The sequence below is a fragment of the Dyella tabacisoli genome (assembly GCF_003350925.1).
GTDB lineage: Bacteria > Pseudomonadota > Gammaproteobacteria > Xanthomonadales > Rhodanobacteraceae > Dyella_C > Dyella_C tabacisoli.
This window is the reverse complement of sequence record NZ_KZ857181.1, coordinates 1-23,949: the sequence shown is the minus strand read 5'-3', so window position 1 is coordinate 23,949 and position 23,949 is coordinate 1. Positions and strand designations below refer to the sequence as shown.

The 23,949-nt window shown below is 56.3% G+C and carries 17 protein-coding genes and 3 pseudogenes; 13 read left to right on the top strand and 7 right to left on the bottom strand.

Annotated elements, in window-relative coordinates; all coding sequences use genetic code 11:
* Positions 1 to 21 precede the first annotated feature (21 nt).
* The 3 genes from DVJ77_RS17265 (at position 22) to DVJ77_RS17255 (ending at position 3,497) form a co-directional block, all read left to right on the top strand.
* On the top strand, positions 22 to 1,485 hold the full coding sequence (locus tag DVJ77_RS17265) for a cytochrome P450 (protein ID WP_114846771.1): 1,464 nt from the start codon (positions 22 to 24) through the stop codon (positions 1,483 to 1,485).
* A gap of 17 nt (positions 1,486 to 1,502) precedes the next feature.
* Positions 1,503 to 2,900 carry an MATE family efflux transporter gene (locus tag DVJ77_RS17260; protein WP_225428060.1) on the top strand — a complete coding sequence of 466 codons (1,398 nt, stop codon included), beginning with the start codon at positions 1,503 to 1,505 and terminating at the stop codon, positions 2,898 to 2,900.
* Positions 2,901 to 3,269: 369 nt separating this feature from the next.
* The gene (locus DVJ77_RS17255; RefSeq protein WP_114846770.1) at positions 3,270 to 3,497 is read left to right on the top strand and encodes a DUF6434 domain-containing protein; all 228 of its coding nucleotides are present in this window, start codon (positions 3,270 to 3,272) and stop codon (positions 3,495 to 3,497) included.
* A 152-nt stretch (positions 3,498 to 3,649) separates the two neighbouring features.
* Here DVJ77_RS17255 and DVJ77_RS17250 read toward each other — a convergent pair whose 3' ends face one another.
* Positions 3,650 to 4,078, bottom strand: a complete 429-nt coding sequence (locus DVJ77_RS17250) for a DUF1801 domain-containing protein (protein WP_114846769.1) — start codon at positions 4,076 to 4,078, stop codon at positions 3,650 to 3,652.
* 284 nt (positions 4,079 to 4,362) lie between these two features.
* Positions 4,363 to 4,614: pseudogene (locus DVJ77_RS17245) on the bottom strand (FAD-dependent oxidoreductase); the annotation flags it as partial.
* A 222-nt stretch (positions 4,615 to 4,836) separates the two neighbouring features.
* On the opposite strand from DVJ77_RS17245, the gene iteA reads away from it, so the two are divergent.
* The 3 genes from iteA (at position 4,837) to DVJ77_RS17230 (ending at position 9,549) form a co-directional block, all read left to right on the top strand.
* Entirely contained in the window at positions 4,837 to 6,057 is a 1,221-nt protein-coding gene (gene iteA, locus DVJ77_RS17240; protein ID WP_225428059.1) for an anti-phage ATPase IteA, read from the top strand.
* Positions 6,032 to 8,356: a S8 family anti-phage peptidase IteS gene (gene iteS / locus DVJ77_RS17235; RefSeq protein WP_114846768.1), complete on the top strand. Its 2,325-nt coding sequence runs from the start codon at positions 6,032 to 6,034 to the stop codon at positions 8,354 to 8,356. Before iteA ends, iteS begins: the two co-directional genes overlap by 26 nt.
* Positions 8,357 to 8,574: 218 nt before the next feature.
* Positions 8,575 to 9,549: a restriction endonuclease gene (locus tag DVJ77_RS17230; protein WP_114846767.1), complete on the top strand. Its 975-nt coding sequence runs from the start codon at positions 8,575 to 8,577 to the stop codon at positions 9,547 to 9,549.
* An 835-nt stretch (positions 9,550 to 10,384) separates the two neighbouring features.
* Here the strand turns inward: DVJ77_RS17230 and DVJ77_RS17220 are convergent.
* Positions 10,385 to 10,562 (bottom strand): annotated as a pseudogene (locus DVJ77_RS17220) (integrase core domain-containing protein); the annotation flags it as partial.
* 1,238 nt (positions 10,563 to 11,800) lie between these two features.
* Between DVJ77_RS17220 and DVJ77_RS17210 the strand changes: the two are divergent.
* The 7 genes from DVJ77_RS17210 (at position 11,801) to DVJ77_RS17175 (ending at position 18,721) form a co-directional block, all read left to right on the top strand.
* Positions 11,801 to 12,217 (top strand): Y-family DNA polymerase, encoded by a 417-nt coding sequence (locus DVJ77_RS17210; RefSeq protein WP_465251915.1) that lies wholly within the window; start codon positions 11,801 to 11,803, stop codon positions 12,215 to 12,217.
* Positions 12,218 to 13,714: 1,497 nt separating this feature from the next.
* Positions 13,715 to 14,797 carry an amidohydrolase family protein gene (locus DVJ77_RS17200; protein WP_162791540.1) on the top strand — a complete coding sequence of 361 codons (1,083 nt, stop codon included), beginning with the start codon at positions 13,715 to 13,717 and terminating at the stop codon, positions 14,795 to 14,797.
* Between the two features lie 1,094 nt (positions 14,798 to 15,891).
* On the top strand, positions 15,892 to 16,593 hold the full coding sequence (locus DVJ77_RS17195) for a hypothetical protein (protein WP_162791539.1): 702 nt from the start codon (positions 15,892 to 15,894) through the stop codon (positions 16,591 to 16,593).
* Positions 16,594 to 16,756: 163 nt separating this feature from the next.
* Positions 16,757 to 17,689 (top strand): J domain-containing protein, encoded by a 933-nt coding sequence (locus DVJ77_RS17190; protein ID WP_114846761.1) that lies wholly within the window; start codon positions 16,757 to 16,759, stop codon positions 17,687 to 17,689.
* Between the two features lie 165 nt (positions 17,690 to 17,854).
* Positions 17,855 to 18,127 carry a hypothetical protein gene (locus DVJ77_RS17185; RefSeq protein WP_162791538.1) on the top strand — a complete coding sequence of 91 codons (273 nt, stop codon included), beginning with the start codon at positions 17,855 to 17,857 and terminating at the stop codon, positions 18,125 to 18,127.
* 9 nt (positions 18,128 to 18,136) lie between these two features.
* Complete coding sequence (locus DVJ77_RS17180) at positions 18,137 to 18,322, top strand: DUF2971 domain-containing protein (protein ID WP_114846759.1); 186 nt, start codon at positions 18,137 to 18,139, stop codon at positions 18,320 to 18,322.
* A 15-nt stretch (positions 18,323 to 18,337) separates the two neighbouring features.
* Positions 18,338 to 18,721, top strand: coding sequence for a hypothetical protein (locus tag DVJ77_RS17175; protein ID WP_162791537.1), 384 nt, complete (start codon positions 18,338 to 18,340; stop codon positions 18,719 to 18,721).
* Between the two features lie 180 nt (positions 18,722 to 18,901).
* Here the strand turns inward: DVJ77_RS17175 and DVJ77_RS17170 are convergent, their stop codons facing one another.
* From DVJ77_RS17170 to DVJ77_RS21645, 4 genes and pseudogenes are all read right to left on the bottom strand, one after another.
* Positions 18,902 to 21,052, bottom strand: a complete 2,151-nt coding sequence (locus tag DVJ77_RS17170; RefSeq protein ID WP_114846757.1) for a family 16 glycosylhydrolase — start codon at positions 21,050 to 21,052, stop codon at positions 18,902 to 18,904.
* A 20-nt stretch (positions 21,053 to 21,072) separates the two neighbouring features.
* Entirely contained in the window at positions 21,073 to 21,912 is an 840-nt protein-coding gene (locus DVJ77_RS17165) for a glycosyltransferase family 32 protein (RefSeq protein ID WP_114846756.1), read from the bottom strand.
* Between the two features lie 76 nt (positions 21,913 to 21,988).
* The gene (locus DVJ77_RS17160; protein ID WP_114846755.1) at positions 21,989 to 23,644 is read right to left on the bottom strand and encodes a carbamoyltransferase C-terminal domain-containing protein; all 1,656 of its coding nucleotides are present in this window, start codon (positions 23,642 to 23,644) and stop codon (positions 21,989 to 21,991) included.
* A gap of 235 nt (positions 23,645 to 23,879) precedes the next feature.
* Positions 23,880 to 23,949: pseudogene (locus DVJ77_RS21645) on the bottom strand (site-specific integrase); the annotation flags it as partial.

Genomic DNA, 23,949 nt, shown 5'->3' with positions numbered 1-23,949 from the left:
TTGCACTGAGGGGAAGTCATCATGAATTCGAACATCGAAGCCGCCGAACTGAACATGGAAGAAGCGGACGAACTCAAGTACTCGCGCACGATCGAGGATCTGCCGGGCCCGAAGGGGATTCCTTTCTTTGGGAATCAACTGCAGATGCTCGGCAGCCAGTGGCACGTGACGTTGTCGAACTACATCCGCGAGTTCGGGCCCATCTATCGCCTGAATGCGTTTGGCATTCCGATCGTGGTCATTTCCGATCGCGCGGCCATCAGCAGCCTGCTGAAGGATCGGCCCGAGAGCTTCGAGCGCAGCAGAGGCCTGCGCATGCGCATGAACGAGCTGAAGGTGGGCGGCGTGTTCACCGCGGAGGGCGAGGACTGGCGCAAGCAGCGCAAGCTGGTCACGGGCGGACTGAGTGTCGAGGTGATACGGAATTTCTTCCCCACCATGGGCATGATGACCCAGCGCATGGTGGATCGCTGGAAAGCCACCCTGGCCGATGGCAAGCGCGTCGACCTGCGTCGCGACTTGAAGGCCTTGGCGCTGGACATCATCGTCGGCATCGCGATGGGCTATGACCTCAACGTGGTAAGCGACGACAGCCACCCGTTGCAGCACGACCTGGACAGCCTGATGCGCCGCCTCGCCAGCCGGGGCACGTCGCTATACCCCTATTGGCGTCGCTTCCGCCTGCCGGTGGACCGCGCGGCTGACCAGTCCGCCCATGATGTGGAACAGACCGTGCTGAGGCTGATCGGGGAGACACGCGAGCGAATGAAGCAGCAGCCGCACCTGCGCGAAGATCCCACCAACATGCTTGAGGCCATGATCGTCGCCAGCGAAGACCCCGAGTCGGATTTCAGCGACCAGGACCTCGTCAGCAATGCCATCGCCAGCGTGGTCGGCGGCATCGACACCACGGCCAATTCCATCGCGTGGATGATCAACCTGCTGGCGCAGAACCCCGAGGCGGCCACCAAGCTCACCGCCGAAGTCGATGCGGTATTGGGCGATGTGCGGATGTCGCGCGAGTGGGAGCAGATGAAACTGTTGCCGTACCTTGACGCCGCACACAGCGAAACCCAGCGGCTGCGCTCTTCCACGCCTTTCCTGGGCTTGCTCGCCAAAGCCGACTGCGTGGTGGCCGACACTTTCCTCCCGAAGGGTATGGTGATCTTCGTGCCGACGACCTTTGGCGACGGGCTCGACGAGACACAGTTCCCGCAGCATGAGCAGTTCCAGCCGGAGCGCTGGATCTTCGAGCACAAACCGCAGAAGGACGAGGACCCTGCACGCAAGGTGTTTCCGTTTGGCGGCGGTCAGCGCCTGTGCCCCGGCCGCTTCCTGGCGTTGATCGAGGTGAAGGTGGTGGTGTCGGCGATCATGCGTAACTTCGAGCTGGAGTTCGACACCACTGCACCGCCGGTGCAGCAGGTGATGACCTTCTTCATGGGGCCGAGCGCCGTACCGGTGCGACTCAGGTCGCGGACCTGATGGCGATGGATACGGCCTTGAAGTCGAATGACGGCGCTACCTATTTCCAGGTGGGCAGGAAAGTCCTCAGCGTCTCCGCGCCATTGATGGGGGCGATGCTGGGTAACCTGATTATGATGCTGGTCGATCGCATCTGCCTGGCCAGATATTCGACTGACACGCTGGAGGCGTCGGGGCCGGCCATCCATACGGCGATGGCAATCGTCACTTTCTTCACCGGGTTCGCCGGGTTCTCGCGATCGTGCGTGGCGCAGGCGTTCGGCCGATCGGGGCAGCGGCAGGCCGCCTACCAGGCTGCGCTCGGTATCCTGGTAGGCGCTGCGTTGGCGCTCATCCTGTGTCTCATGGCACCGCTCATCGAGTGGATTCCGTCGCTGAGCAATCGCCCCCCGGCGATTACCCGGCTGGAGTCGCAGTTCTTGTTCTGGTCAGCGTTCTTCGGCGCCGCCATGACCTTGAACATGGCACTTTCGGCTTACTTCAGCGGCATCGGCCGGACCCGCGTGACGCTGGTCGTCGGGCTGATCGGCCAGGCCGTGGTCATCTTCATGATCGTCGGCCTGGTGTTTGGCAAGTACGGTTTGCCAGAGCTCGGCATGCGGGGCTCGGCGATCGGGACTCTGATCGGCACGCTGACGATGACGGTTTGCTACGTGGCCTGTATGCCGCGCGAGGTCTGGAGGGATTTGGGTGGTTTGCTATTCCGGCGTGGAAGGCACATCGGCGGCGAGTTGATCCCGCGCGTCAGAAAAGGGCTCGCCATCGGCAGCTCCACCGGACTTACCAATCTCGGCAGCGCGGCCTTCGTGTGGATCGTTGCGGGCCTGGGCGCCGCCGGACTCGCGGCCAACAACGTCAACCTGACGGTGAATTACCTGGGCGGCGTGCCGCTGATCGGCCTGGGCATCGGGTGCGGCGTGCTGTGCGGGAATGCCATCGGAGAGGGCGACTACCCGCAGGTAACGCGGATCCTTTTCGTGACGATGGGGATCGAGTTGTCGTATCTCGCGGTCATCTCGTTTCTTCAGATCGTGACGCCACTGTTCCTGCTCAACCCGTTCGGGCTGATCGATAAAGGAGAAGAGATTCAGCGGGTATCCGTCGCGACGGTGCGGGTGCTGTGGCTCTATTCGCTTGCGTTCGCCTTTTCCATGACCGGGGGCATGGTGCTGGAGAGCTTCGGCCTGACGAGGTTTCTGTTCCTCACCAGGATCGTGCTGATGTGGGCTATCAGTATTCCCACCACCTACGTCCTGATGACCGGCCACATCGGAGACGCGAGTTTCCTCCCGACGTGCTGGGCAGTCGGGTCGATATTCGAAGGTGTGATCGGCGCGATGTACTTCTGGCGGATCAGGATGGCGGTGAGGCATCGGCAGAACGGGATTCTGTTGGCGCAAGAGGCCGCTTTGTGATGCCGCAGACAGACCGCCACGCCGTCAGAAGCACAGTCGCGAGAAAAGGCGCGGCCGGTCGTCCCGTGAAGCGCGTCCTTGCGATAGACCACGTGTATGGGGAGAAACACCTCACGCGGGAGCCCCTCGACTTTGATCTTCACTAGGGTCCCCGCGTCGAGATCCTTCAAGGACATATGCCCCAGCCCAAGCCTGCGTTCAAAAACGCGTGCTTGGCACCAAGATAGGCTTTCGACCCATCGCGGACATTGGCCAAACCAGCGCCGTTTATCCCGCAGGGGCCGCAGGGCAGGGTGATTAGGTCAAGTTATCGGGGGGTGCTGCTTTCACCCAAAAGCTATTGCTCAACTATACCGAGGGGTATGAAGAATGAAATTCGATTGGCATGGCGGGGAGATTTCACGCACTACAGAAATCGATTCCGATTACAGGAACACGCAAAACGTCAGACGTTTCCTTTCCCATCAATGCGGACCTGAATTCAAATTTGACCGCGGACTCATGACTTGGGTGCGCAGCGGCAACGCGAAGAACATGGGCGACATAGCCGATGAATGGTTGCGCCGCAAGGCATCAATTGGCATTCCGGAACATTGATTATCTATATGTCTCTGACATGGTAAATTTCCTCTCAAAAGGAAAGCCGTCTCGACCCAATACACGTTTTCCGTTGGCCTTCTACGTCTTTGCGTATCGCCGCGGGTGGTTTTTTTGCTTCAGATGGCATGTAACCCGATCTAAATCGCTATTTAGACGCGCGTGTGTTCGATCCCATATCGCATTGCGTCTGCGAGAATGTCAATGTCTATATTTCTTAGTGTTCGGAACTTGATACAGTACCCAGTCACTTTTGCCTGGCCGATATTTTTCCCATATTTCTCGGCTAAGTAACTTTTGTCTTTTATCCCCATAATGTAGACAGAGATGCCAGTTGTGTTTGAACTAATGCCAATCTGATAGAACTCCCTGGTTTTTTCATCGGCATACTTTATAGTCTGCACCCCGTAACCTATATTCGGATTAGAAACAACACGGCCATTTTCATCTTTGCCATCGAGAAACCATAATTTACAGGTAGGCATGATTCCAAGAATGATGTCATGCAGCTCTTGCATATCACTTCGCTTTGGCTCTGGCTGAGCTGCGATATAGTCCTTGATTTGGCTGCGTACGTTCATGTGAAAATCTCTGCTTGGTCATCTGTCCGAAGAATTCGAGCATCTAAGAAGGTACTCCAATTAAGGGAGAGGCATTTTCACTGGCAGCTTAATTAGTCACATGGACTACTCCCGAGATTACGGCACTTCCAGCCTATGATTTCCGCCAAGGGGCTGGCTATGGGAAAGAGATCGCTCCGCATAACTTCAAAACGACGCTTAAGAGCACGAAGCGATTAGGGCAAATTATCAAGGGTAGGGAAGGGCAACCTTCCGTTCTAGTCTTGTCGTGCACCACCCCGCCTTCACCGGCTTGCCGCTCCAGCATCTTCTAGGAACCTCTCCGCATCCAAGGCAGCCATGCAGCCGTAGCCGGCTGATGTGATCGCTTGGCGGTAGACCTGGTCGGCGACGTCACCGGCAGCGAATACGCCCGGTACCGAGGTCTGTGTCGCATTGCCAGCGAGGCCGGTATGGATTGTCAGGTAGCCGTTCTTCATCTCCAGTTGGCCTTCGAACAGCAAGGTGTTCGAGGTGTAGCCGCTGGCGACGAACATGTCGCGAGGCCCACGGAACAAAATTTCACCATAAGCGCAGACTCACGACCTTCCATTAGCGACACATGCCATAGCGACCGTCTTACGCCCGCGCAGTTGCTCAAGTGGTCGTGGGACCGTCGTGCCGCCCCTTCGGGTGGCCGCGCCTCGACCCACTGGGCATTTACCGGGATCGATGGAGTCGGCAAGAGGCATGTGACGTAAATATCATCATTTGAGACGATGAAATGGCATAGTGATCCGAAATTCGCGTATATTGAAACGCATAACGCGCATATCGAGACGCCCGTGGAATACCTCTCCGAAGTCCTGAAAATCCTCGACGGCGCCCTGAAAGCCAATGCCACCATGGCTGCAAGCTATGCCGGATTACTTGCCGAAAAGCTCGAGACAGCTGGTGAACGAGAGCAGGCGATCATGGTTCGGCAGCGCCTTGTCCGCGCCCCCAAGGCGCTCGCCAGTGCGCAGGATGCCGCCTCACCAGGTGGCGCTGGGCAGCTACCGATCGACGGCGAAAGCCGGCTCCATACGGTAGATTTTAGCCGGCCATCCTCCGGCGAAGTATTTGTCGCGCTACCGTCGGGATTGGAGCGGCGAGTGGCTGACTTTCTGGATGCGTCGCGACACTATGACGTACTAGCGCGAGCCGGTGCCGCGATACCGCCAAGAATGCTCATTTTCGGACCGTCCGGCACGGGAAAGACACAGAGCGCGCGATGGATTGCCGCCCAGCTCGGCCTGCCCCTATTGACGGTGCGATGCGATACGTTGGTCAGCAGTCTTCTCGGCCAGACCAGCAAGAACCTCAGGCGTGTATTCGAATACGCGCAAGGCAGCCCTGCAGTGCTGTTCTTGGACGAGGTTGATGCGCTGGCATCTGCGCGCGGCAACGAGCGTGACGTCGGCGAACTGCAGCGCGTAGTGGTATCACTTCTCCAAAATATCGATGCACTAGAGGAGAACGTGGTGCTGATTGCAGCGACCAACCACGACCGCTTGCTTGATCCTGCGGTCTGGCGGCGTTTTGCGTTCCAGTTGCCAATGCCCCTGCCAGATGCAGGCCTGCGAGACCAGCTGTGGCGCAAGCACTTGGGCGCGTTTGGCGGGACGGGCGTGGATTTTGCTACCCTGACAGCGTGCTCGGCCGGAGTAACGGGGGCGCTGATTGAGCAGGTCAGTCTGGATGCAAAGCGTCACGCAGTGATGGCTCGCCAAACATCGGTCGACGAGGCAGAGACACACCGGCGACTGGCGCTAGCGATGGCGCTGATGCAAGGAAAAGAACTCTCTTCAGTGGACGACGAGGTGCGTTGGTTGCGGAAATTGGATATGCGCCGCTTCTCGGTGCGAGAGCTGTCGCGGCTATATGGAGTTACGACGCGGCAAATCAACAACATGATGAAAGGAAGCAAGAGCGATGGCCCGCAAGGCAAGGTCGAATAACCATCCACGGCCGCAGGCGGACAATCCTTTCGTCCATGTGGCATTTTCTCCGGGCGACGTCTTTGGCGTCGAGGTGACAGGAGGAGGGGCCAAACAGTTTTGCAATACAGATGCTGAGTACCGAGCCAAGTTGAATCGCACCGTGGCGGCAGCTGGCGGGATCGTGGGGGCAAATGCACTGAAATATCCGGGCATCCCAACGGTTCTTTCTTTCCGCATGCGCCCCGAGGCTATCGCCAAGAGCCATCGCCCACTGAATTTGGTGGCTGAGGCGGATATGCCGGTAATCGGACATGCCGCCCTGGACGAAATGCTGGTCGAAGCGACACCTCGAGAAATTGGACTACTGAGTACCGTCGTTGCCGAGCGCGATACAAAAGTCCTGCGAGCCAACTTGAGTGCCGTCAGCGAGGTTGCGGCTTGGGACGCACAAGCCAAGCTACCTCCGCCATTGCGCGGAGGCTCTCTTGATGCGACACGCGATATGCTGCGGGCCACTGGTCGGATATGGATCAAATTGTTCCGTTACAGGAATGAGGTAGTGCAGGCTGCGACTGTTACGAATCTAGACGCCATCCTTCGGGCCGGCAAAGTGGCAGGGCAGGTACTACATCAGGCAAAGGGCCCACCGGTATACATCATCGACGCCGGTGCAACCCTTTCGAATGAGACACTGGATGAATTGCTCGAATTTCCAGGGATTCGTTCGGTCGCACCCGAGCCCCGAGCCGCCGCTGAACCGGGAAATGCTGCTCAGACGGAAGTGGCTCAAAGTACTTTCGAACGAAACCCTCCGCCCGATGCCCCCATCGTTGCCGTGTTCGACACTGGCGTGCATCCCTCTGCAACGCTCCTTGCACCATGGGTAAGCTCGACGGAGACGTTCATCACTCCAGTCGACACTGATTACGCACACGGGACCATGGTCGCATCACTTGTCGCCGATGCGCGTGGCCTAAACGAGCAACACGCCAGCTTTCCATTGACTGCCTGCCGAGTCCACGACGTCTGCGGACTGGAGTCGAGCTCGGCCCAAATCGGCGATCTAATCATCAGGTTACGCCAAGCGCTGGCAAACCGTCCTGACATTCGCGTATGGAACCTATCGCTAGGCTCCCCGTTCGGCGTGGGTGATGATGGTTTCAGCGACCTGGCTCAAGAACTCGACGGATTGAGCGATCGCTACAACGTCTTGTTTGTCGTGGCCGCCGGCAACTACGTAACAGAGCCCCGGCGAGGCTGGCCTTGCGACGATAGCTTTGAAGATCGGATCTCCAGTCCCGCCGATTCAGTGCGCGCACTGACTGTCGGCGCCATCACTCATATCGGCAGCCCAGTTGGCTACGTGGCTGCAGGCGAGCCGGCCAGCTACAGCCGACGCGGTCCCGGCCCTGTCTTCACACCCAAGCCTGACGTGGTTCACGTTGGCGGAGGGCTCGAGACCCCATGGACCCCCCAGGCGCTCGGAATCAAGGTGCTTCACCCGGACAATTCCGTTGCACGTGGCGCCGGAACCAGTTTTGCAGCCCCCATTGTCGCCGCTATGGCAGCGCAAACTTGGCACGCACTGGGCACGGCGCCTCGACAGCATGGACTGAGCCCATCACCCACATTGATCAAAGCCCTGATGATCCATAGCGCCGAACTGGCTTCGCCACCGCGCACGCCGCTGCACCGCCGATACTACGGAGCCGGAGTCCCGAGCGATCCCATGATGGTCCTTTACGACGGCCCCGACAGCTTCACTCTGGTATTCGAAGCCGATCTGAGTCCTGGCACAAAGTGGCGTAAAGCGCCGTATCCAATACCACCGTCACTTCTGGTTGCTGGCAAGTTTCGCGGCGAAGTGGTGATGACGGCAGTGTATGCACCACCTCTCGACGGAGCTGCAGGCGCGGAGTACGTACGTGCAAATGTCGAGCTCGGTTTTGGCTTGCTAGAACCCGACGAGGATGGAGAGCTGCAGTTCAATGGCCAAGTGCCGATGAAAGGCGAGGAAGGTACTGATGGCTTGGAGAAGGCGCAGGTTGAACACGGTGGAAAATGGTCACCAGTGAAGATTCATCGCCGTGTCTTCGCTGGCGTCACAGGCGCCAGCTGGGCCCTCCAAGCGAGCATGATGCGCCGCGCGAACGAGCCGACCGGCCAAGACCCACTGCGAACGATCATCATCGTCACGCTCCGCTCTGTTGATGGCCACAACGACATCTACAACGAAGGTGTTCGAGCACTGGCTGCCCTGAACTGGATTACTCAGCCGTTACCTGTCAGCGTGCCCATCAATATCACAGTTCGATGAGCCCCTGGCGGTGCAGATCTCGCAAACCAGAATTCACAGCCCGCTATTTCGTCGCCATGTGGAACCCAACGACCGGGAGTCGATTGAGCCGAATTTCTTCCCCGCCACTCGGGCGCTCGGCGCATCTGCGAGGCGCCCTATAACGACGCTGGCAGTGTGGCGATGTCTGTTGGGCCTGATTACTATCTAAGCGAACGTTAAGCACTCCGGTTACTTCGATGCGCATCGACAGCAATTCTTCTTTGGCACCCTGGCAGCAAAATTTTGTCGATCAGTTTTTGCGGCAGAAGAACTCCAAAAGCCTATTGGTAGCAGCTCCAGGAACTGGAAAAACCGCGACTGCGCTTTTTGCCGCAAACGAGATGTTGTCGCGAAGCGAAGTTGACTCTCTTCTCGTCATCTCCGATAGGCTTATGATCCGAGATCAGTGGAGCCATGTGGCTGCCCGCTATGGCATTGATCTTGGAACTTCACTCGAGAGTTATCTCGATCGAAATGGAGCTTCTGCAACCCTGCAGTCACTCTGGACGAGAGGCGCAGCAGAACTGATTGAAGAAGCGGCACGTGCAAGGCGCTGGTTTATCATGGCAGACGATCCCGCATATGAGACAAAATCACTAGTGTCGCTGGTGGACCGGATGCTGTCACTCAACAACAGTAAGGCCCTATTCATATCGCAGCATTTACCGACCGGCCTATCTGTTGATTCCGAGTTCCACTTCGCGAGCGAACTGATTCTCGAACGCTCGATCCTCGATGCGCCACCTACTGAAGTGCGAATCGCAAGATTCGCGCCTAGCTTTTCGCTTTTGCAGCAACTTCAGAAAGGCTCGGCAGCGATCGATGGAATGTCGTGGAGAGAGTTCGAAAAGTTTATAGCCTCGTTGCTTGAAAATGACGGTTACGTCGTTGATCTCATGAAGGGTTCTAAAGACGGTGGCGTTGACGTCATTGCCGTCAAAGATCTTGGTCCCAACGGATACTTCAAGGCACTTTGGCAAGCTAAGAAGCAAACCACATCTAATAAGGTTGGGATATCCGTTGTGCGTGAGCTGGCAGACACTCGGCAGGAGTTTGGCGCGAGTAAGGGGATCATTGTTACGTCCTCCTACCTCACGAAAGGGGCTCTTGAGCGAGTGAATAGAGACAAATACCTTCTCGGAAAGGTCGATCGGAAGGATTTAGACGCGTGAATAAAGCGCACGCTTTTTGGTGAAAGAGGTGGCTAACAACGCAACCCATTCAACGTCTGAGCCCACCCCCACAGGGAGCGTATCTGAAGCACTGGCAGTGAGTGTCGACTGAAGACAAGGCAGGACGATTAGCCCGTGTTATCGGGGGGACACGCTTTCCCGCTGCGCCTCACCTGATCTGTTTGGTTACAGAGCTCCGACGTGTTTTGCGATCACACTGGCAACGGTTCCGATAACCTTTGCACTCCACCTCTTCATCCGCGCGATGTTTTCGGATTCGACGTATCCCTCAGCGAAATACAGCGCTGTATCTGTCTTAAACTTAAAATGTTGCGCGAGCCCGTCGCGCTCGCTTCTGAAAGTTTCTGGTGGCAGACCGGCACTTCGGAGCTCGATGTAGCGCAAGACAGCCTGACTAGCAAATAGCACCGCCGAGACTTCGGTCCTTCGCTCCGGGTTGCCTTGCCAATAGATGGCGAGCTAGCCGCCATCGTCTAATGGGTCAAGCGCCGGGTGATGATAGGGGCAACAATGGTGCCATCGAATAAGGACAGCGCGCAGGTCTGCCCTTCGAGTTCAACGTGTGTGTATAGCGGCAATAGGTTCGCGATGAAGCGAACAATTGCTTGCGATTTCTCACTCATACGTGCACCTCAACGTTTGTATCGTTCACCGAGACCGCGATCAATATGCTGATCGTCAACTCACGGGGAGGGTCTATGTGCCTGCATGCATCATGATCTAGTCCGGCCATCCGCCATGCATCATAGTTGGGTGCAGATCTACAACACGATCACTGCAGCTGCGAGACATAAATCACTGCGGCAGATATTGGCCACTGTTCGGCGTGGTCACGGACTTCGTTGAGGGTACGAAACACACGCATGTCGAGTAGGCCTCGTCCGTAGCTCCGGTTAAAGCCCTCGATGAAGCCGTTCTATATGGGGCGTCATGGTTCGATGAAATCTAGCGATCCCTTTGCGTTCGGCCCACTCGGCCAGCGACGGCGCGATTAGGGCGCGTTATCGAGGGTAGGGACGGCCGCTCTCGACCCATAGCTGCCGGTCACGAAGACACGACGGGGCTCGGTGTGGGACGATCCCAATCGGGGTTTGCGTTTAATGTATAACCCGATTCAGGGTGAGCAACGTCAAGCGGGTCAACGGGACAGCGGCCTCGGGTCCAGTGTGGCGCGACATGTATAACCCGACCCAGGTCGGTCTATTAGGTAGTTAGGGTTTATATGCGAGTTCGGTGGCAACCTAAGACATTAATTTTTGCATTCTCCGGGCTCTGGTTGTTCCTGTCTGGAGCAACTAGCCTATGGGGAGCGACCGCTAGCATTTTACGACTCAACGAGAATCAGATCCTCTATCTCTTTTCAACGTCTGCCCAAGTTCTTGCTGGGGTCTACGGCCTAACTCTCACCGGATTCGTTTTCTTCCGCAACGAACTGAGTCGCGAGGAATTCGAAGATGAAACCCTTGCCGATGCGGTGGAAAGCCTCAAGCGCAGATACTTCACAATGTTAGTTTTCATCACAGTATTTGTGCTTTTGACGTTTGCTCTATCGAACTTGGCTATGGCAAAAGAATCTGGTGGCCATTCGCTAATAACTACGCTACTCATAAACTCTGGCCAGAGCGCATTTGGAACTAGCCTCCTTGCGATATCGTATTTTATATTTGATGTAATCTCCCCAAAAAGAATTGAGTTGGCCAGCAGGGCTCTACAGGAAAAGGTTGACCCGACGCACGGAGCCCCGACCAAAGGAAATCTTGAAGACTTCTTGCGAAACTACAATCAGATCGAGATGTTGCTATCAGAGTATGGCTCATCGAGCAGCATCACGAGTTCACTCTATTCCTCTAGGCCCGTTCGTCGAACTTCCAATGTACGGCTTGCTGAAATTCTCATGCGAAACGAGCGCATCTCCCAGCTGCTTTTTTCCAAGCTTCGAGATTTGATTACGCTCCGAAACTCTATAATTCACGGCGCAGATCCGGTTGTTAGCTCAGAGATCGTTGCGGCTTCGCAGCAAGTTCTTAGTGAGCTCGGGGTAGCACTACGCGTTGAGCCCTAACATCTCGTTCAAGGCGGGCGGCGGCGCCGCTTAGCTCCAGCGTTGAACGTCTGCTTGTGGCCGATTGCGGCCGGTGGCCTCGCGCTAGTCGGGATGCTTTGGGCTTGTATTTTGCTGCCGCACCTGGCTCTGGACGGGGTCCTCCGACGCCGGCCCGCTGAAGGTCCGTTGGTGCTGGTCAGCGGACTGGCCAACGCTCGCACGATTGTCTCGGCCAATCCCGCCGCCCGTGAAGCAGGCTTGCGTGTGGGCCAGAAACTGGCCGCCGCCCAAGCGTTGCTCGCCCAGTTCGAAGCGGTGCCCTACGACCAGGCCGCCGTCGATCGGTGGCATCGGTTCCTCGCTGCGGTCGCTTACCGATACAGCGCCGAAGTGGCGTTGTTCCCGCACGCCATCGTCCTGGAAGTGAGCAAGAGCATGGGCCTGTTCGGCCCGTGGCCGCGGTTCGAACGGCTGCTGCGCGCCGATCTCACCGCGTTGGGCTTCGCCCAAGGGCGCCCACAGGGCGGCAAGGTTCGCAGACATCTCAATGCGTGCGACAACGGCATGCGAGCCTGGGGATCAGCCCGCACCAACAGAGTGTAGAAGATACCCGAGCAGTGGGTGTATCAGGATAACAGCTGGTATGCGAGTAATTGGTACAACGGACCATGGCAGCAAGTAGGGCCCGAGTACGTACCGCTGTTTGTATTGCGCATCCCGGTTCGCTACTACCGTCGGCCGCCTGTGTATTTTTCAGGCTGGGGCGTTGACGCGCCGCCACGCTGAGGTGAGCACTGGGGACGTGACTGGGAGCAACGTCGACGTGGCTGGGACCGTTGGGATCGCCGATCCATACCATCCGCTGCGCCACTGCCGGATTACCAGCGGCAATATTCGGGTTCGCGCTATCCGCGCGACGGGGCACAGCAAGATTCGATTCGATCTGAAGATCACCGGAATCGTTCGAATGCGAATGTAATACCGCAACATTTTCAACAGCGCGAAATGCAACAGCGCGGCAACCCGCGTTATGAGCAGGCTTGGCAGCAGCAACAGAACGAACAACGGCAACGGCAGGAGCAAGTACAGCAGCGACGAGGAGCTGTCCAGCAGCAGTATTCGCAACCAAATCGACAGTGGCAACAGCAGAATAGCCAAGACAACTCGCGGGCTGGTCTGGAGCGGCAGGCGCCTGTGCAAGAGCGATCGACGATCCAACAAGAACATAGGCCGCCGAGTGAGCAAACAAAACAAAAGAATTAGGGGCAAGAGAACCAAAACGACCCGAGGGACCAACGTGACCAGGGCCGTTAGTGATGGTTACGCACTTCTACGGGCAGCCATCTGACGGTATGTCGAATCGGCCGCTCTCAGATCAAGATCGTGGCAGGCGGCAGGCGGCAGGCGGCAGGCGGCAGGCGGCCATATTCCTTCTTGACTAAGGCATAAGCCCCCCCAGGGGCTCACAATTGGCATGGATTCTCGTCGTCGCTTATGCCGCTATGGAACGCAACGCTTCAGGTTATGAAGGGGGCGCACGGTGTCGTCAGACATGCCCGCCATGCTGCTGGAGACCGTTCACGATCGCAGCTCTAATGCGTTCTGTAGGCGGTATGTCAGGACGGATGGCATTCACGTTTGCCCAGGCAAACGGCGAATGTAGTGCCTTGAAATGCGGGTAAGCGGTTATTCAAGCTGAGGCCGCTTCGTTGTTAGGCATCGACAGACGTTACCTGACTAGGAGCATCCTATGACTGACATATGGATTTCATCGTTCTGTGTCTTGTGTAAGTGGAACGCTAAGTATCGTGAGACGGATTACGGCTATCGGCATCTCTATAATTTGCTCGAAACCGCACTGTACTGAGTATGAAATTTCTAAGTTGGCCATAAGGCGTCTTAAGCGTTACGTCGAATTCAAGGCAGAGGCCACGACGAAGGCCAGAGGCTGTCGGGGTAGTGACATGGTTTTTCAATTTTTGTTATATCGGCGCCGGCACGGGCAGTTACAGGGACGCTTAAGCTGCGCTCAGGGTTAGCCTGAGGCGCGTTGACCAATCGGCGCGCAAGCGTCCGCATCACTTGATGGAGACTTCGTCCATGCGCGTCATCGCTCTCGAAGAAGCCTTTTTGCATCCCAAGCTCCGTGAGCATTACCCTCCGTCCTACGTCAAGTCGCTCGATATGGTCAAGGTCCGGCTTGGCGATGTTGGGCCCGAGCGGATTCGTCGCATGGATGCGGCCGGTGTGGATCTGCAGGTGCTCTCGCATGTTGCGCCAGGCGTTCAGACTCTAGAAGACGCCAGCCTGTCCATCCGCCTGTCCAAGGAGGTCAACGACTGGCTGGGGGACGTTGTCAGACAATATCCCACCCGGTTCGCCGGCTTCGCCCTACTGCCGACTCAATCGCCTCAAGATGCCGCCGACGAGCTCGAACGTACGGTGACCCAGTTCGGGTTCAAGGGGGCTATGGTTAACGGTCACATGCATGGGCGCTTCCTGGACGACCTCGCCTTCTCGCCGATTCTCGAAAGGGCGGCCGCCTTGGATGTACCCATCTACATCCACCCCTACACCCCGCCCCAGGGGATCATGGACATCTATTACAGGGACTGCCCCCACATGGTCCAGGGATGGGGCTGGCAGGTCGACACCGGGACTCATCTTCTAAGGATGATCGCCAGCGGGGTGTTCGATCGATACCCCAATCTCAAGGTCATCATCGGCCACATGGGCGAGTTGATCCCGTTCGGTCTCGACCGCATCAACCGGCAATTGACAATGGTCAACTGGCTTCTCTCAAGTGGGCCAGAGGGTGCCGGCACGGCCGCACACATGGAGAAAAATCTTCTTTATTACATGCGAAACAATGTCTTCATTACCTCGAGCGGAGTGTTCGATCAAGTCGCATTGAATTGCGCGATCGGAAACATGGGCATCGATAACGTAATGTTTTCTATCGATGATCCGTTTGCAGACAATATTGAGGGCATGGAATTTCTCAGGAATGCAGACCTTTCGCAGGCCGATAAGGAGAAGTTTGCGCACGGAAATGCCGAGCGCATTCTCAAGTTTTCGACAGCGGTTCACCCCAGGAAGAGCACCAGTTCCGCGCTCGACGCCTTCCTGGCAAAAGCCAAGTCCCGGGTCGCGCAGGCTTTGCTGTCGTTCCTGCTCAAGTAGGTGCCACAGAGGTCGCCCCCGCTTGCTCAAGACCTGGATGTACAGTCGCTTGGTTTTTTGCGACCCATCGGCCCGAAAGATACCAAGGCCATTCTGGAACAGGTCCCTAGTAGCGGATAGCCTCTCACGGCTTGAAATTGAACTTCGCTACTCAATGCCGTAGCACGAATGTTGAATGAGCGGCCGAGGAAGACTCTGAACTTCGAAGCACCGGTCGAACGCTGTCTTCAATGCGTTGCATCGATTGGTCGCGGAGGATCATTGCATCCTTTGAAGAGATCTATCTGACGTATCCATGTCGTGATGAATGTCGTGATGATGCCTCGGTTCGTTCGCATCCTATCTATCGTCCACGCTTACGACCTTCATTGTTAGCCTTGCCGAATTCCCTCTGAATCTTGCCTGCCTACTGCTCGAATTTACCTGCATCCATCTTGGCGGGATTACTCATAACTTTCCCACTACTTCCTTGATAACGCCATGGATCTCGTGTTTGGTACCCTCGATGCGATTCTTGTCCATAGCTCCGCTTCGTCGATGGTGGGTCTGACCTAAATCCCACCTAACACGCGCCGAGCCAATGTGGGTGGGCACTAGAAGAGCGTGATTAGCCCGTGTTATCGAGGGTAGGGCAGCTTTTACCCGCGATTACTGACTAGCCTCCTTCAGGGCAAACTTGGTGCTGAACCCGTCTATCGTTTATAGGCCTGCGAAAACCAAAAAAGGGGATGAAACCCGGCGCATGAGCGATCTCGCTCATCGAAAGACAACCCTCGGTGAGCAGCGCCTGTGCCTTGAATCTACGTACGTCATTCGATACATCTCGGAAGGAGGCGCCTTCTCCCTTTACCCTGCTCTTGAGCGTGCGCTCGCTGGTATTAAGCAACATCGCGCGCGACTTCCCGCTGCTTCGGGTAGCCTTCGAACGCATGAGCGAAAAGGTACTCCGCTAGGAACGAAGCCATTTCGAAGCGAATCCGCCGGCGGAGCACGGGGGAATTTCCGTGCGTCGGCTGGTATTCTTCATGGTGCTCGCTGCACGACGCTTGCGTTAACGGCGAGAACGGAATTTCAATCCAGGTTATGGAACGACAGTGGCGACGATGACCAAGCGCGCAAAATTCAAGATTGTAGTGGGCGAGGGCAAGCGACAGTCGGAAGTGTGGACCGTAAGCCTAACCAAAAATGATGTCTATCTCGCGTCCTCCGGCGCTAAGCACACAAAGATTAGTCTGCACGAAAGCGGACAGGGAAGCTGGTCAATTCGGTCTGAAGTACTTGACCAAGTACCTTTTGTACCAACGACCGGCCGACACCTTGCACTGTGGAACAAGCCCAAGGTGTCGATGGGGCATCTTTCCGCACTCTTTTATCTGCTGTTCCCGGACTCTGAACTCCGCCCTAGAGAGCTCCGGCACGATGTGCCGTTGATCCGTATCCCATCCCCCGGTAAAGGGGCCGGGGTGCGGATCGACTTTGCCTTGTCGCCTCCGCTTGACGCGCCTCCCGACAAATATCCTCTCGACGTGCAACCGCCATTGTCGCTGCTGTTTTCTCATCAACTCGCCAACCGACAGCTGCTGGTGGCTTCCTGGCATGTCATACCCATTCCTGACTCGCTCACCGAGCGCATGGATCGTGCACGCGCGATGTCCTGGGCAGCTGCGGTAGCCCAGGGTCGAGACCCAGTTGGCACAAAAGCAGCGGCCTCCGTCACCGACAGGCATGGCATACCAGGTTTTATAGAGGTGGCTCCGAATGGCGGGATGTTCGGAGTGACATCACTGGGCAACTGACGCCCAGCTTCATCGATCCTGGTGTTTACGTCCAGTGCCATGGCACACAGTCGCCCCTGCATTTTCTGCCAAAGTCCGACACGGCGAAGACTCCCAATTCGTCATTCAAGCAGCTCGTTTTTGCCACCACTTAGTTTTGCACTGAACCTCATAAGAGACCCTCATGGCACGCCGTATTTACATACCAGCGCAAGTCATCGACGACATAAGCAGACATATTCAAAGTGCCGTAAGGAGGGCGACGGAGGGGTTTTGGTCGGCTAACGAAGATGAGGACACTCTTACAGGGCACCTTGGCGCTTGCCTCAAGACTGGCACCCACACCGTAAATGTTGTCCAAGATGAGGTCAGCGGGCCCTGGAAATGGTCCTTTGACTATTCAAAATTCCGCGGCCGAGGCGCGAGTGCGACCGAGTCGCATTTAGGAGCCGATGGAATATTCGAGTTGAATATGGATTGGGGCTACAGAGCAGAGAAAAAGTCCCTTCTGTTCCAATCAAAGACTGAGTGGAGTGACAGTCCAGAATTGGTGGAACAATCAATGTTGCTGTCCACGTGGCGCGAGGCGGCAATCGCAATTGACTACAAACCGGGTGGATTCGAGGCGTTTTCTATTGACAGTGTCCTCGCAAGCCGCGGTATTCGTTCGGATGCTGGGGACGGCATTCCATTGCAAGATGCACTGGGCGACTACTTCATAAAGTGCAAAGTCGGCAGCACTGACCTTAGCTATGACGCGCGCTCGCGCAGGCTGTACTGGAGGGACACAAATGGATTGCGAGTCGGCGTTCAGTTTTCCGTGCCACACAGGATGCGCCTGAAAGTTCAGGCCCCAGTTCGCGGACAGTTTGTAGATAAGGAGATTCTCCCGGCAGAAATTCACCAGCACAGAATGGAAGTCGCTCCCGAGGAAATGCTGATGCCAGTCTTGAGTAGCGCGACCAAGAAACCGAAAGAAATGAAGCGCGCTCTAGCCAAGACGTATCACCCGGATCGGTACGACGCTTACGAACAACTATTCCGCGACCTCGCGAACCGGCGAATGCAGGAGATTAACGCCGCCGCCGACGAGCTAAAAAAACGCGGTGATTTCTGACGTATACCCCGCGCTTGCCGATGCTGGAGGGCTGGTGGAGGATGACTAGCCTATGTCATCGAGGATAGGTGCAGTGATCAGGCCGCGGCCACGCGTAACCCGCATGCAAGCAAGTAGGAAGCTGGTATAGCCTTGGCTTTGATCAGGCACGAGAGGGAAACAAAGGTGACCGTCGATTACGAAGAAGAGCAGGTATTTCCGCCGCTCTACCACTACTGCGACACCAATGCGTTCAAGTCCATCCTCCAGAGCGGCGAAATATGGCTATCTTCGCTGAGCCAGGCCAACGACTCGATGGAAGGGAAGCTTCCGACCCCTTTGCTGGAAAGGGTGATCTCGGATCTCAAGCTCGAGCCCATCGTGCGAAATCGAGTACTGGGAATATGGTCCAATCTGAGCGAGAACATCGACTGCTGCGCCATGTGTCTCTCAACCTAGCCAGATCTTCTGAGCCAGTGGCGAGGATACGCTTCCAATGGAAGTGGCTTCTCTATCGGCTTTGATCCGGAGGCGCTCCATCGCTTGAGGTTCCCGCCAACGTACGAGCATGGCGCGTGGGGCGACAAGCCGGGCCTCTACTACGTCACCTACGAAAAGGGTGAACAGCTCGATCTCGTCACGCGCCTGGTCTAGGACATGGTCCCGAACATGCAAAAGTACGAGGAAATCGGTGGTGAACGTGCTGGCAGCCTCTTCAAGGGTACCAACGTTTTACGGTCCATTGGGGACACCATGTTTAATTGGCTATCGAATGCCTACTCGATGAAAGGCGCCGCTTTCAACGAGGAACGTGAAGCACGCCTTGTTTACTTGTCACCTCTCATGGAAAGCATGCACCGCTACCGGGTCCGCGGTAGTGCCCTGATCCCCTATATCCCCATTCCGATTTCGACTGGCACCCTGAGTCCCATTCTCCACGTCCGCAAGGGGCCGACCAATCGAACGCCCTTGCACGTCGTGAAGGGCTTTCTTCAGGCTAATGGGCTGGAAGACGTCGAGGTGTTCGAGTCCGATGCAACCTATATTGGCTAGTACATCGTTTCGCATTTATCGCAACCTTGCACACCGCCTACAGTTTCGCTGTTTGTGTTGCCTTGGCAACGGACTTCCGGATGCCAGCCCCTGGAGCGTGGAACAGAGGCTTCCCACGTAGACGAGCGCACGAGAAAAGGGCAGGGCGATTGGCCCGTGTTATCAAGGGTACGCCGACCCTCAGGCAGGTTGAGTAGCCTTAAGAGCCGAAGGAACGGACTTAGTTTTTACTGATACATTTCTGAAGGTAGTGGTCGCTGGCAAGGTCTTGTCATCGATTTTTCCGGCGAGCTCTTCGGAACGCGGGGGCCATAAGTTGCCATGCAAGTGCATTGGCAAATGAGGGAGGGGAGTGGGGTCCCATCCTACGCGCTCATGGACAACCCTGCCGTCCACCAACCACGCGATGTAGCCCGGCTGCCACTCGATTGCGTAACAATGAAAGTCCAGAGTAGCGTCGAAGCCAAGATCGATGCGACAGGGAGAGCCCCGATAGCCGAAGGCCATCGTCGCCCCTTCGTCGCCGGGATTAAAATACACATTGACTAACATGCGCGTCGGATCCATGCCCGCGATTTCGACATCGATCTCCTGTCTCGGCGCGTCTCGATGCAAGAAGAATCCGGTAACCAAGCCCTTTCCGGGAGCTGCCTTTATCTCTGCCTCAAATCGCCCATGCGCAAATGCCTGAACTGAGGCAAATGCACCCGAGCGATAACCTCTGGCGCCAGCCTCAACCTTGCTGACTATGAGTCGTATACCTTCTTCATTGTGTAAGAGCCCTTCGTTCTCGAAGCTGGCCAAATTGCCGGGGAAGGTTTCGACGAGCGTACGGAGAGAAGGATCCGTCGTCATCACCGTGTGAGCCGAGAGTTCTTCCGCGAAGGAAGTTCTATCTGCAATGGAGGTCGAAGGGTGCCAATCGCATCCAGCAGGCAAAACCCAGGGTGAATCGTCCAGTTGAGACGCACTTCGTCGAAACAGAGGGACGGTGATTCGTTGAGCGCTAATTGGACGATCGTCCCTGAACACTCTTAAGCGTCTCTCAGCCCCAGCAGGGAATGCTTGCGTCGGCTCGTCGAGGCCAAGGAAGGCACAAAGAGGCCCCCACCCTTCGAAATCTGACATGTCGTCGGGAAGTACAAATGTTCGCCCGGATGGCAGGGGCATTAGCCCACCTAAGGGTGGGAACGCCGCTTCTTCAATAAGAAACTTGGCATCGGCGCTCCCAGTCACAACGGATAGCGCGCTCCACGCCACCGGAGCGTTGATGACGGCGTCAAAGGTTCCAAAGAGGGTAGGCAGATCTTGTACTTCGACCTCATCCTCATCACCGTCGAATACCCTAACGCGCAACCCCAACATAGATAAACCCATCGCCAGACTTTCGCGTTCACCGCCCGCAGTCCACGCAAGCACAATTCCCACACGCCTACGATTTGACGGCAGTGACCCTGAGGCCGCATCCACAGTCCCCGCCCGCGCCAGGAACGGAATGATGGAATAAGAGTTGTCAGAGACAGCGTCCTGCCTTTGCAGGATCGCAGGCGAAGAAAGCGCGAGCGCACCAAGCATCTCGAAGCGATAGTTCATCCACAGATCGACCGGGCCAATCACTGGCATCGCCCGCAGTAGCGCAGCCGCACCCGCACGAGACAGCACATAACCGGAAAGAAACCAAAGCCCTCGCAAGGGATGGAATAGTCCATCGCCCAATTCGATCCGCTCAGCCGTGCCCCCGGCGTCTGCATAAGATAGGTAGAACAGTTTGGGGCCACCTTCATCCTTGCAGTGCCTGAGGGCGGCTCTCCAGCCGCGGTCGATTATCGCGGCAGCACCTCGCTTGAACCAAACGTCATCTTCAAGCACCAGCACGTGATTTTCTGTGCCGGCTGCAACGGCCTTCCAGACTTCTATATGTGATCTCGCGACCGCTATCTCCTGGCGGGTCATTCTGACCGGTTCGTTCGCGCCGAAGCAGGCTTCGAGCCTAGCGTCAGGCTGGACATACAATTGGTCGCCCACTCGATACGTTGTATCAACATCAGCGGTCGCTGCTACGGCACGGCCATCGCGCGCATCCACTGCAGCTAGTCTTCGCGTGATCGATAGCAGAGGAGCGCCACTGGCCGTCCGAAAGCGGCCTAATTCACGGCGGACGCGGCGCCATCGTTGCGGCTGTCTATCGAGATTGATCACCAGGATCGCTCCGATCTTGCCGTCGCCTACACCGAACGCCGACATTCGGCCGTAGGAGAAAAGGCCAAGTGCCGCACGCATGAGGCTAAAGATGAGGCCGCGCAGTACACCAGAGGCGTCCTTAATATTCATGGCGTCATGCCCTATCCATTTCAAAGCCCCAAGGCTTTCATATTTCGCCAGTTGCGAGCGTCGCCACGATAGGAGAGGTCCCACCGTGTTTCCGCAATGGCTCCCCAATCATCCAAAAGCTCAAAGTCGAACGGCCTACCAACGAGCATAAGTTCACGTGCATGCGCAACCAGCGCGGCAGTCAAGTTGCCTGGGCCAGTTGTTGACTGTATTTCAGGTTTTGGGTCGCTGCCCAGTAGCTTTTCCGTCGCGCGCGCGAGCGAGCGACGAAGAATCGGATGGCCAGCGGGCGCAGCAATCGGATTGTTGTTGACGTAGAAGATCCGATCTTCTGTCGCCAAGCCGGGGCTCCAAATCTCGGCTGCCGAGATCATTCGGCCTAAAATAATGTCGTAGCATAATGGCTGGAGCTTTAAGGCCTTATTCTCGAAGATGGTTTTCCAACTGTCGCCTAAGAGCACATCATCCGCATCAACGTAGAATCCACCTTCGGCCAGCACAAAGCATAACCTCAGGTAGTCGCTGCGCATCGCAGGGTGACGACAGCGCGCGAAAGCTTTGACCTGCAGCGCGCCGTATCGTTCCGCAATATAAGCGGCCGCAGACGTGTCGTTGAACGTATAGATTTCGAAGCCGTCATCTCGCAGGCGATCCCAGCTGGCCAGGCAGTCGCTCACGTCATCGGGAACGTCATGCGGGTCATGCCAGTACCTAATTAGCGTCCTTGGCACGCCGATCGATCTATCGACAGTGGAGATCGCCGGGCGATGTAAAAGATGCAGCGTGAGGCTTCGGGTGAAGGCGGACCTCAGGCGATCGTCCTCCTCGAATCCCTCCGCATAATTATCAAACTCCAACATCTCTTCTCACTCTTAGTCCCTCAGCTTGCTTAGTCCCTCAGCGTGGCTGCCTCATAGTTAGTGCAGATCGAGTACCCTACATTTGGTGCGCCGTACATCGGACCGGCGGGCTCTTTTGCGTGGAATTATTTCCCCCCTTCAAATAACACTGATATCTAACCGACGACCTCATCAAGTAGGCTCGTCCGTCGACCACAAATCCATCCAGGCCGTGCTCCCGAGCATATGCATCGAGATCGGCTAAATTATTGATAAAGCCCCTTCCGTTGAAGTTCAGAGAGGTGTTGCATAGAACTCCGTAGCCTGTGCGCGCCTTGAATGCCACGAGAAGGTCGTTCAGGCCCCTGTTGGTTGTTGCCGTGACTGTCTGGATGCGCGCCGTGCCGTTCACGTGAGTAACCGCGGCAAGGGCGTCTGTTGTTGCGCGATAGGTATAGAGCATAAAAGGGCTTTCGTGATCGCAGCCGAACCATTTTTCAGCGTCGTCCAGAAGACAAACAGGCGCGATCGGGCGGAACTGCTCCCGTTGCTTTATCTCGTTTAGACGCACTCTGGTGCTGTCTCGGAAAGGTGCAGCGAGGATAGATCTATTGCCAAGTGCGCGCGGACCGATCTCATATCGACCGTTTACCCACCCGAGAATTAGATCATTCGCCAGCAGATCTGCGACCTCCGGGAGATCTGCATCGTGGACTTCGTATCGTTCTGGATCGACCACCCCTTCATTCCGGAACTGCAAACCAGAATAGACGTCCCATTCGATCTTTGGGTTTCCTGTAAATCGGAATTGAGCATCAATCGCCGTACCTATGGCTGACCCAGAGTCGTTAGCGACCGGCGGAACGAATACGTGCGAAAAGAAGCGAGTCTGCCTCCACCGGCTATTCCAGTCGCAATTTAGTCCGCAGCCCCCTGCAATGATCAAAGGTAGCCCTTCTTTTAAATTCGCCTGCGCGAACCGGAAAAAGATATCGAATATTGCGTCACTGTAGATGCCGGCGAAGTTCCGAAACTCTGGATCATCAAGGCCGACATCTAGGTGGGGAGCATTCTCCAGATCTGCGTACGCGCTTAGCGCTTGAAAGGGGCCAGCCAGTAGAAATCTGAGCAACCTCTTTTCTTCAGCCGAAGGCGCGGCTCGCGTCGAGAATGACGCGAGTGCCATGAGCTTTCCTGCGTCAGAAAAGCGTGGGTAGAGCTCGCTCTTGGAGTATGTGGGGTCGGCTAAGCCGTATAGCCGCCCATATCTGTTTCCTGGTTGATTCAGAACGTCGGCTATCAGCTTGATATTGAGTTCGGCATCAATCTCGTAGAAGGAGCCGATGGCTCCTTCCCATACTAGGGCGTAGCATGGCGTTCCCTTCGGTAAACTTGACATCCCGAAAGCGCAGAGTATGTGCGATCGTTCGTGAGATGACGAAAAATACTCGACTTTCTTTTCAAGAAAGCTTTTCGTATAAACGACAATGCCTTCTCCCGAAACTCCTCGATACCCGGCGTTCCCATTTGATCCATGAAGGAACTCGTGATGATCCCGTGGCCACCACCCGCCCATGCAGATAACGTCAGGCGCCGCCCCCATTTCACTCATTGCATTTAACACATCAGTACTAGAGACGGGAGAATATCGATATTTCGAATCTTTCTCGGCCTCGATAGACATCATCAAGCGACCGTCTTGAAGAACTACGATTGCGCCATCGTGGCCGGGGTTGTAAGAAAAGATTTTCACATGAGTCCCTCTGGGGCTGTCCTTGGCGAGCCGAATGCCCAGCTTTGCCCATGCGCCAACGATGCCGGCGCAACAATTCAGGCGCTGTGAGCACAGGACCGTATTTGTAATGATGCGCGAGCAAAAAGCAATGCCGAAGAGACATCGCTGCCAGAAGAACTAGTGCCAGGCATTGCGATGCCTCGGTTGGATATTTTCAATCCTTGCATTCTGCCAATGGACTTGGCGCGCGTGCCTATTTCAGCAGCCGTGCTGCCGGATTGTCCTCCGCAGCACCCGACTGAAAATACCCGATCACACTGGCT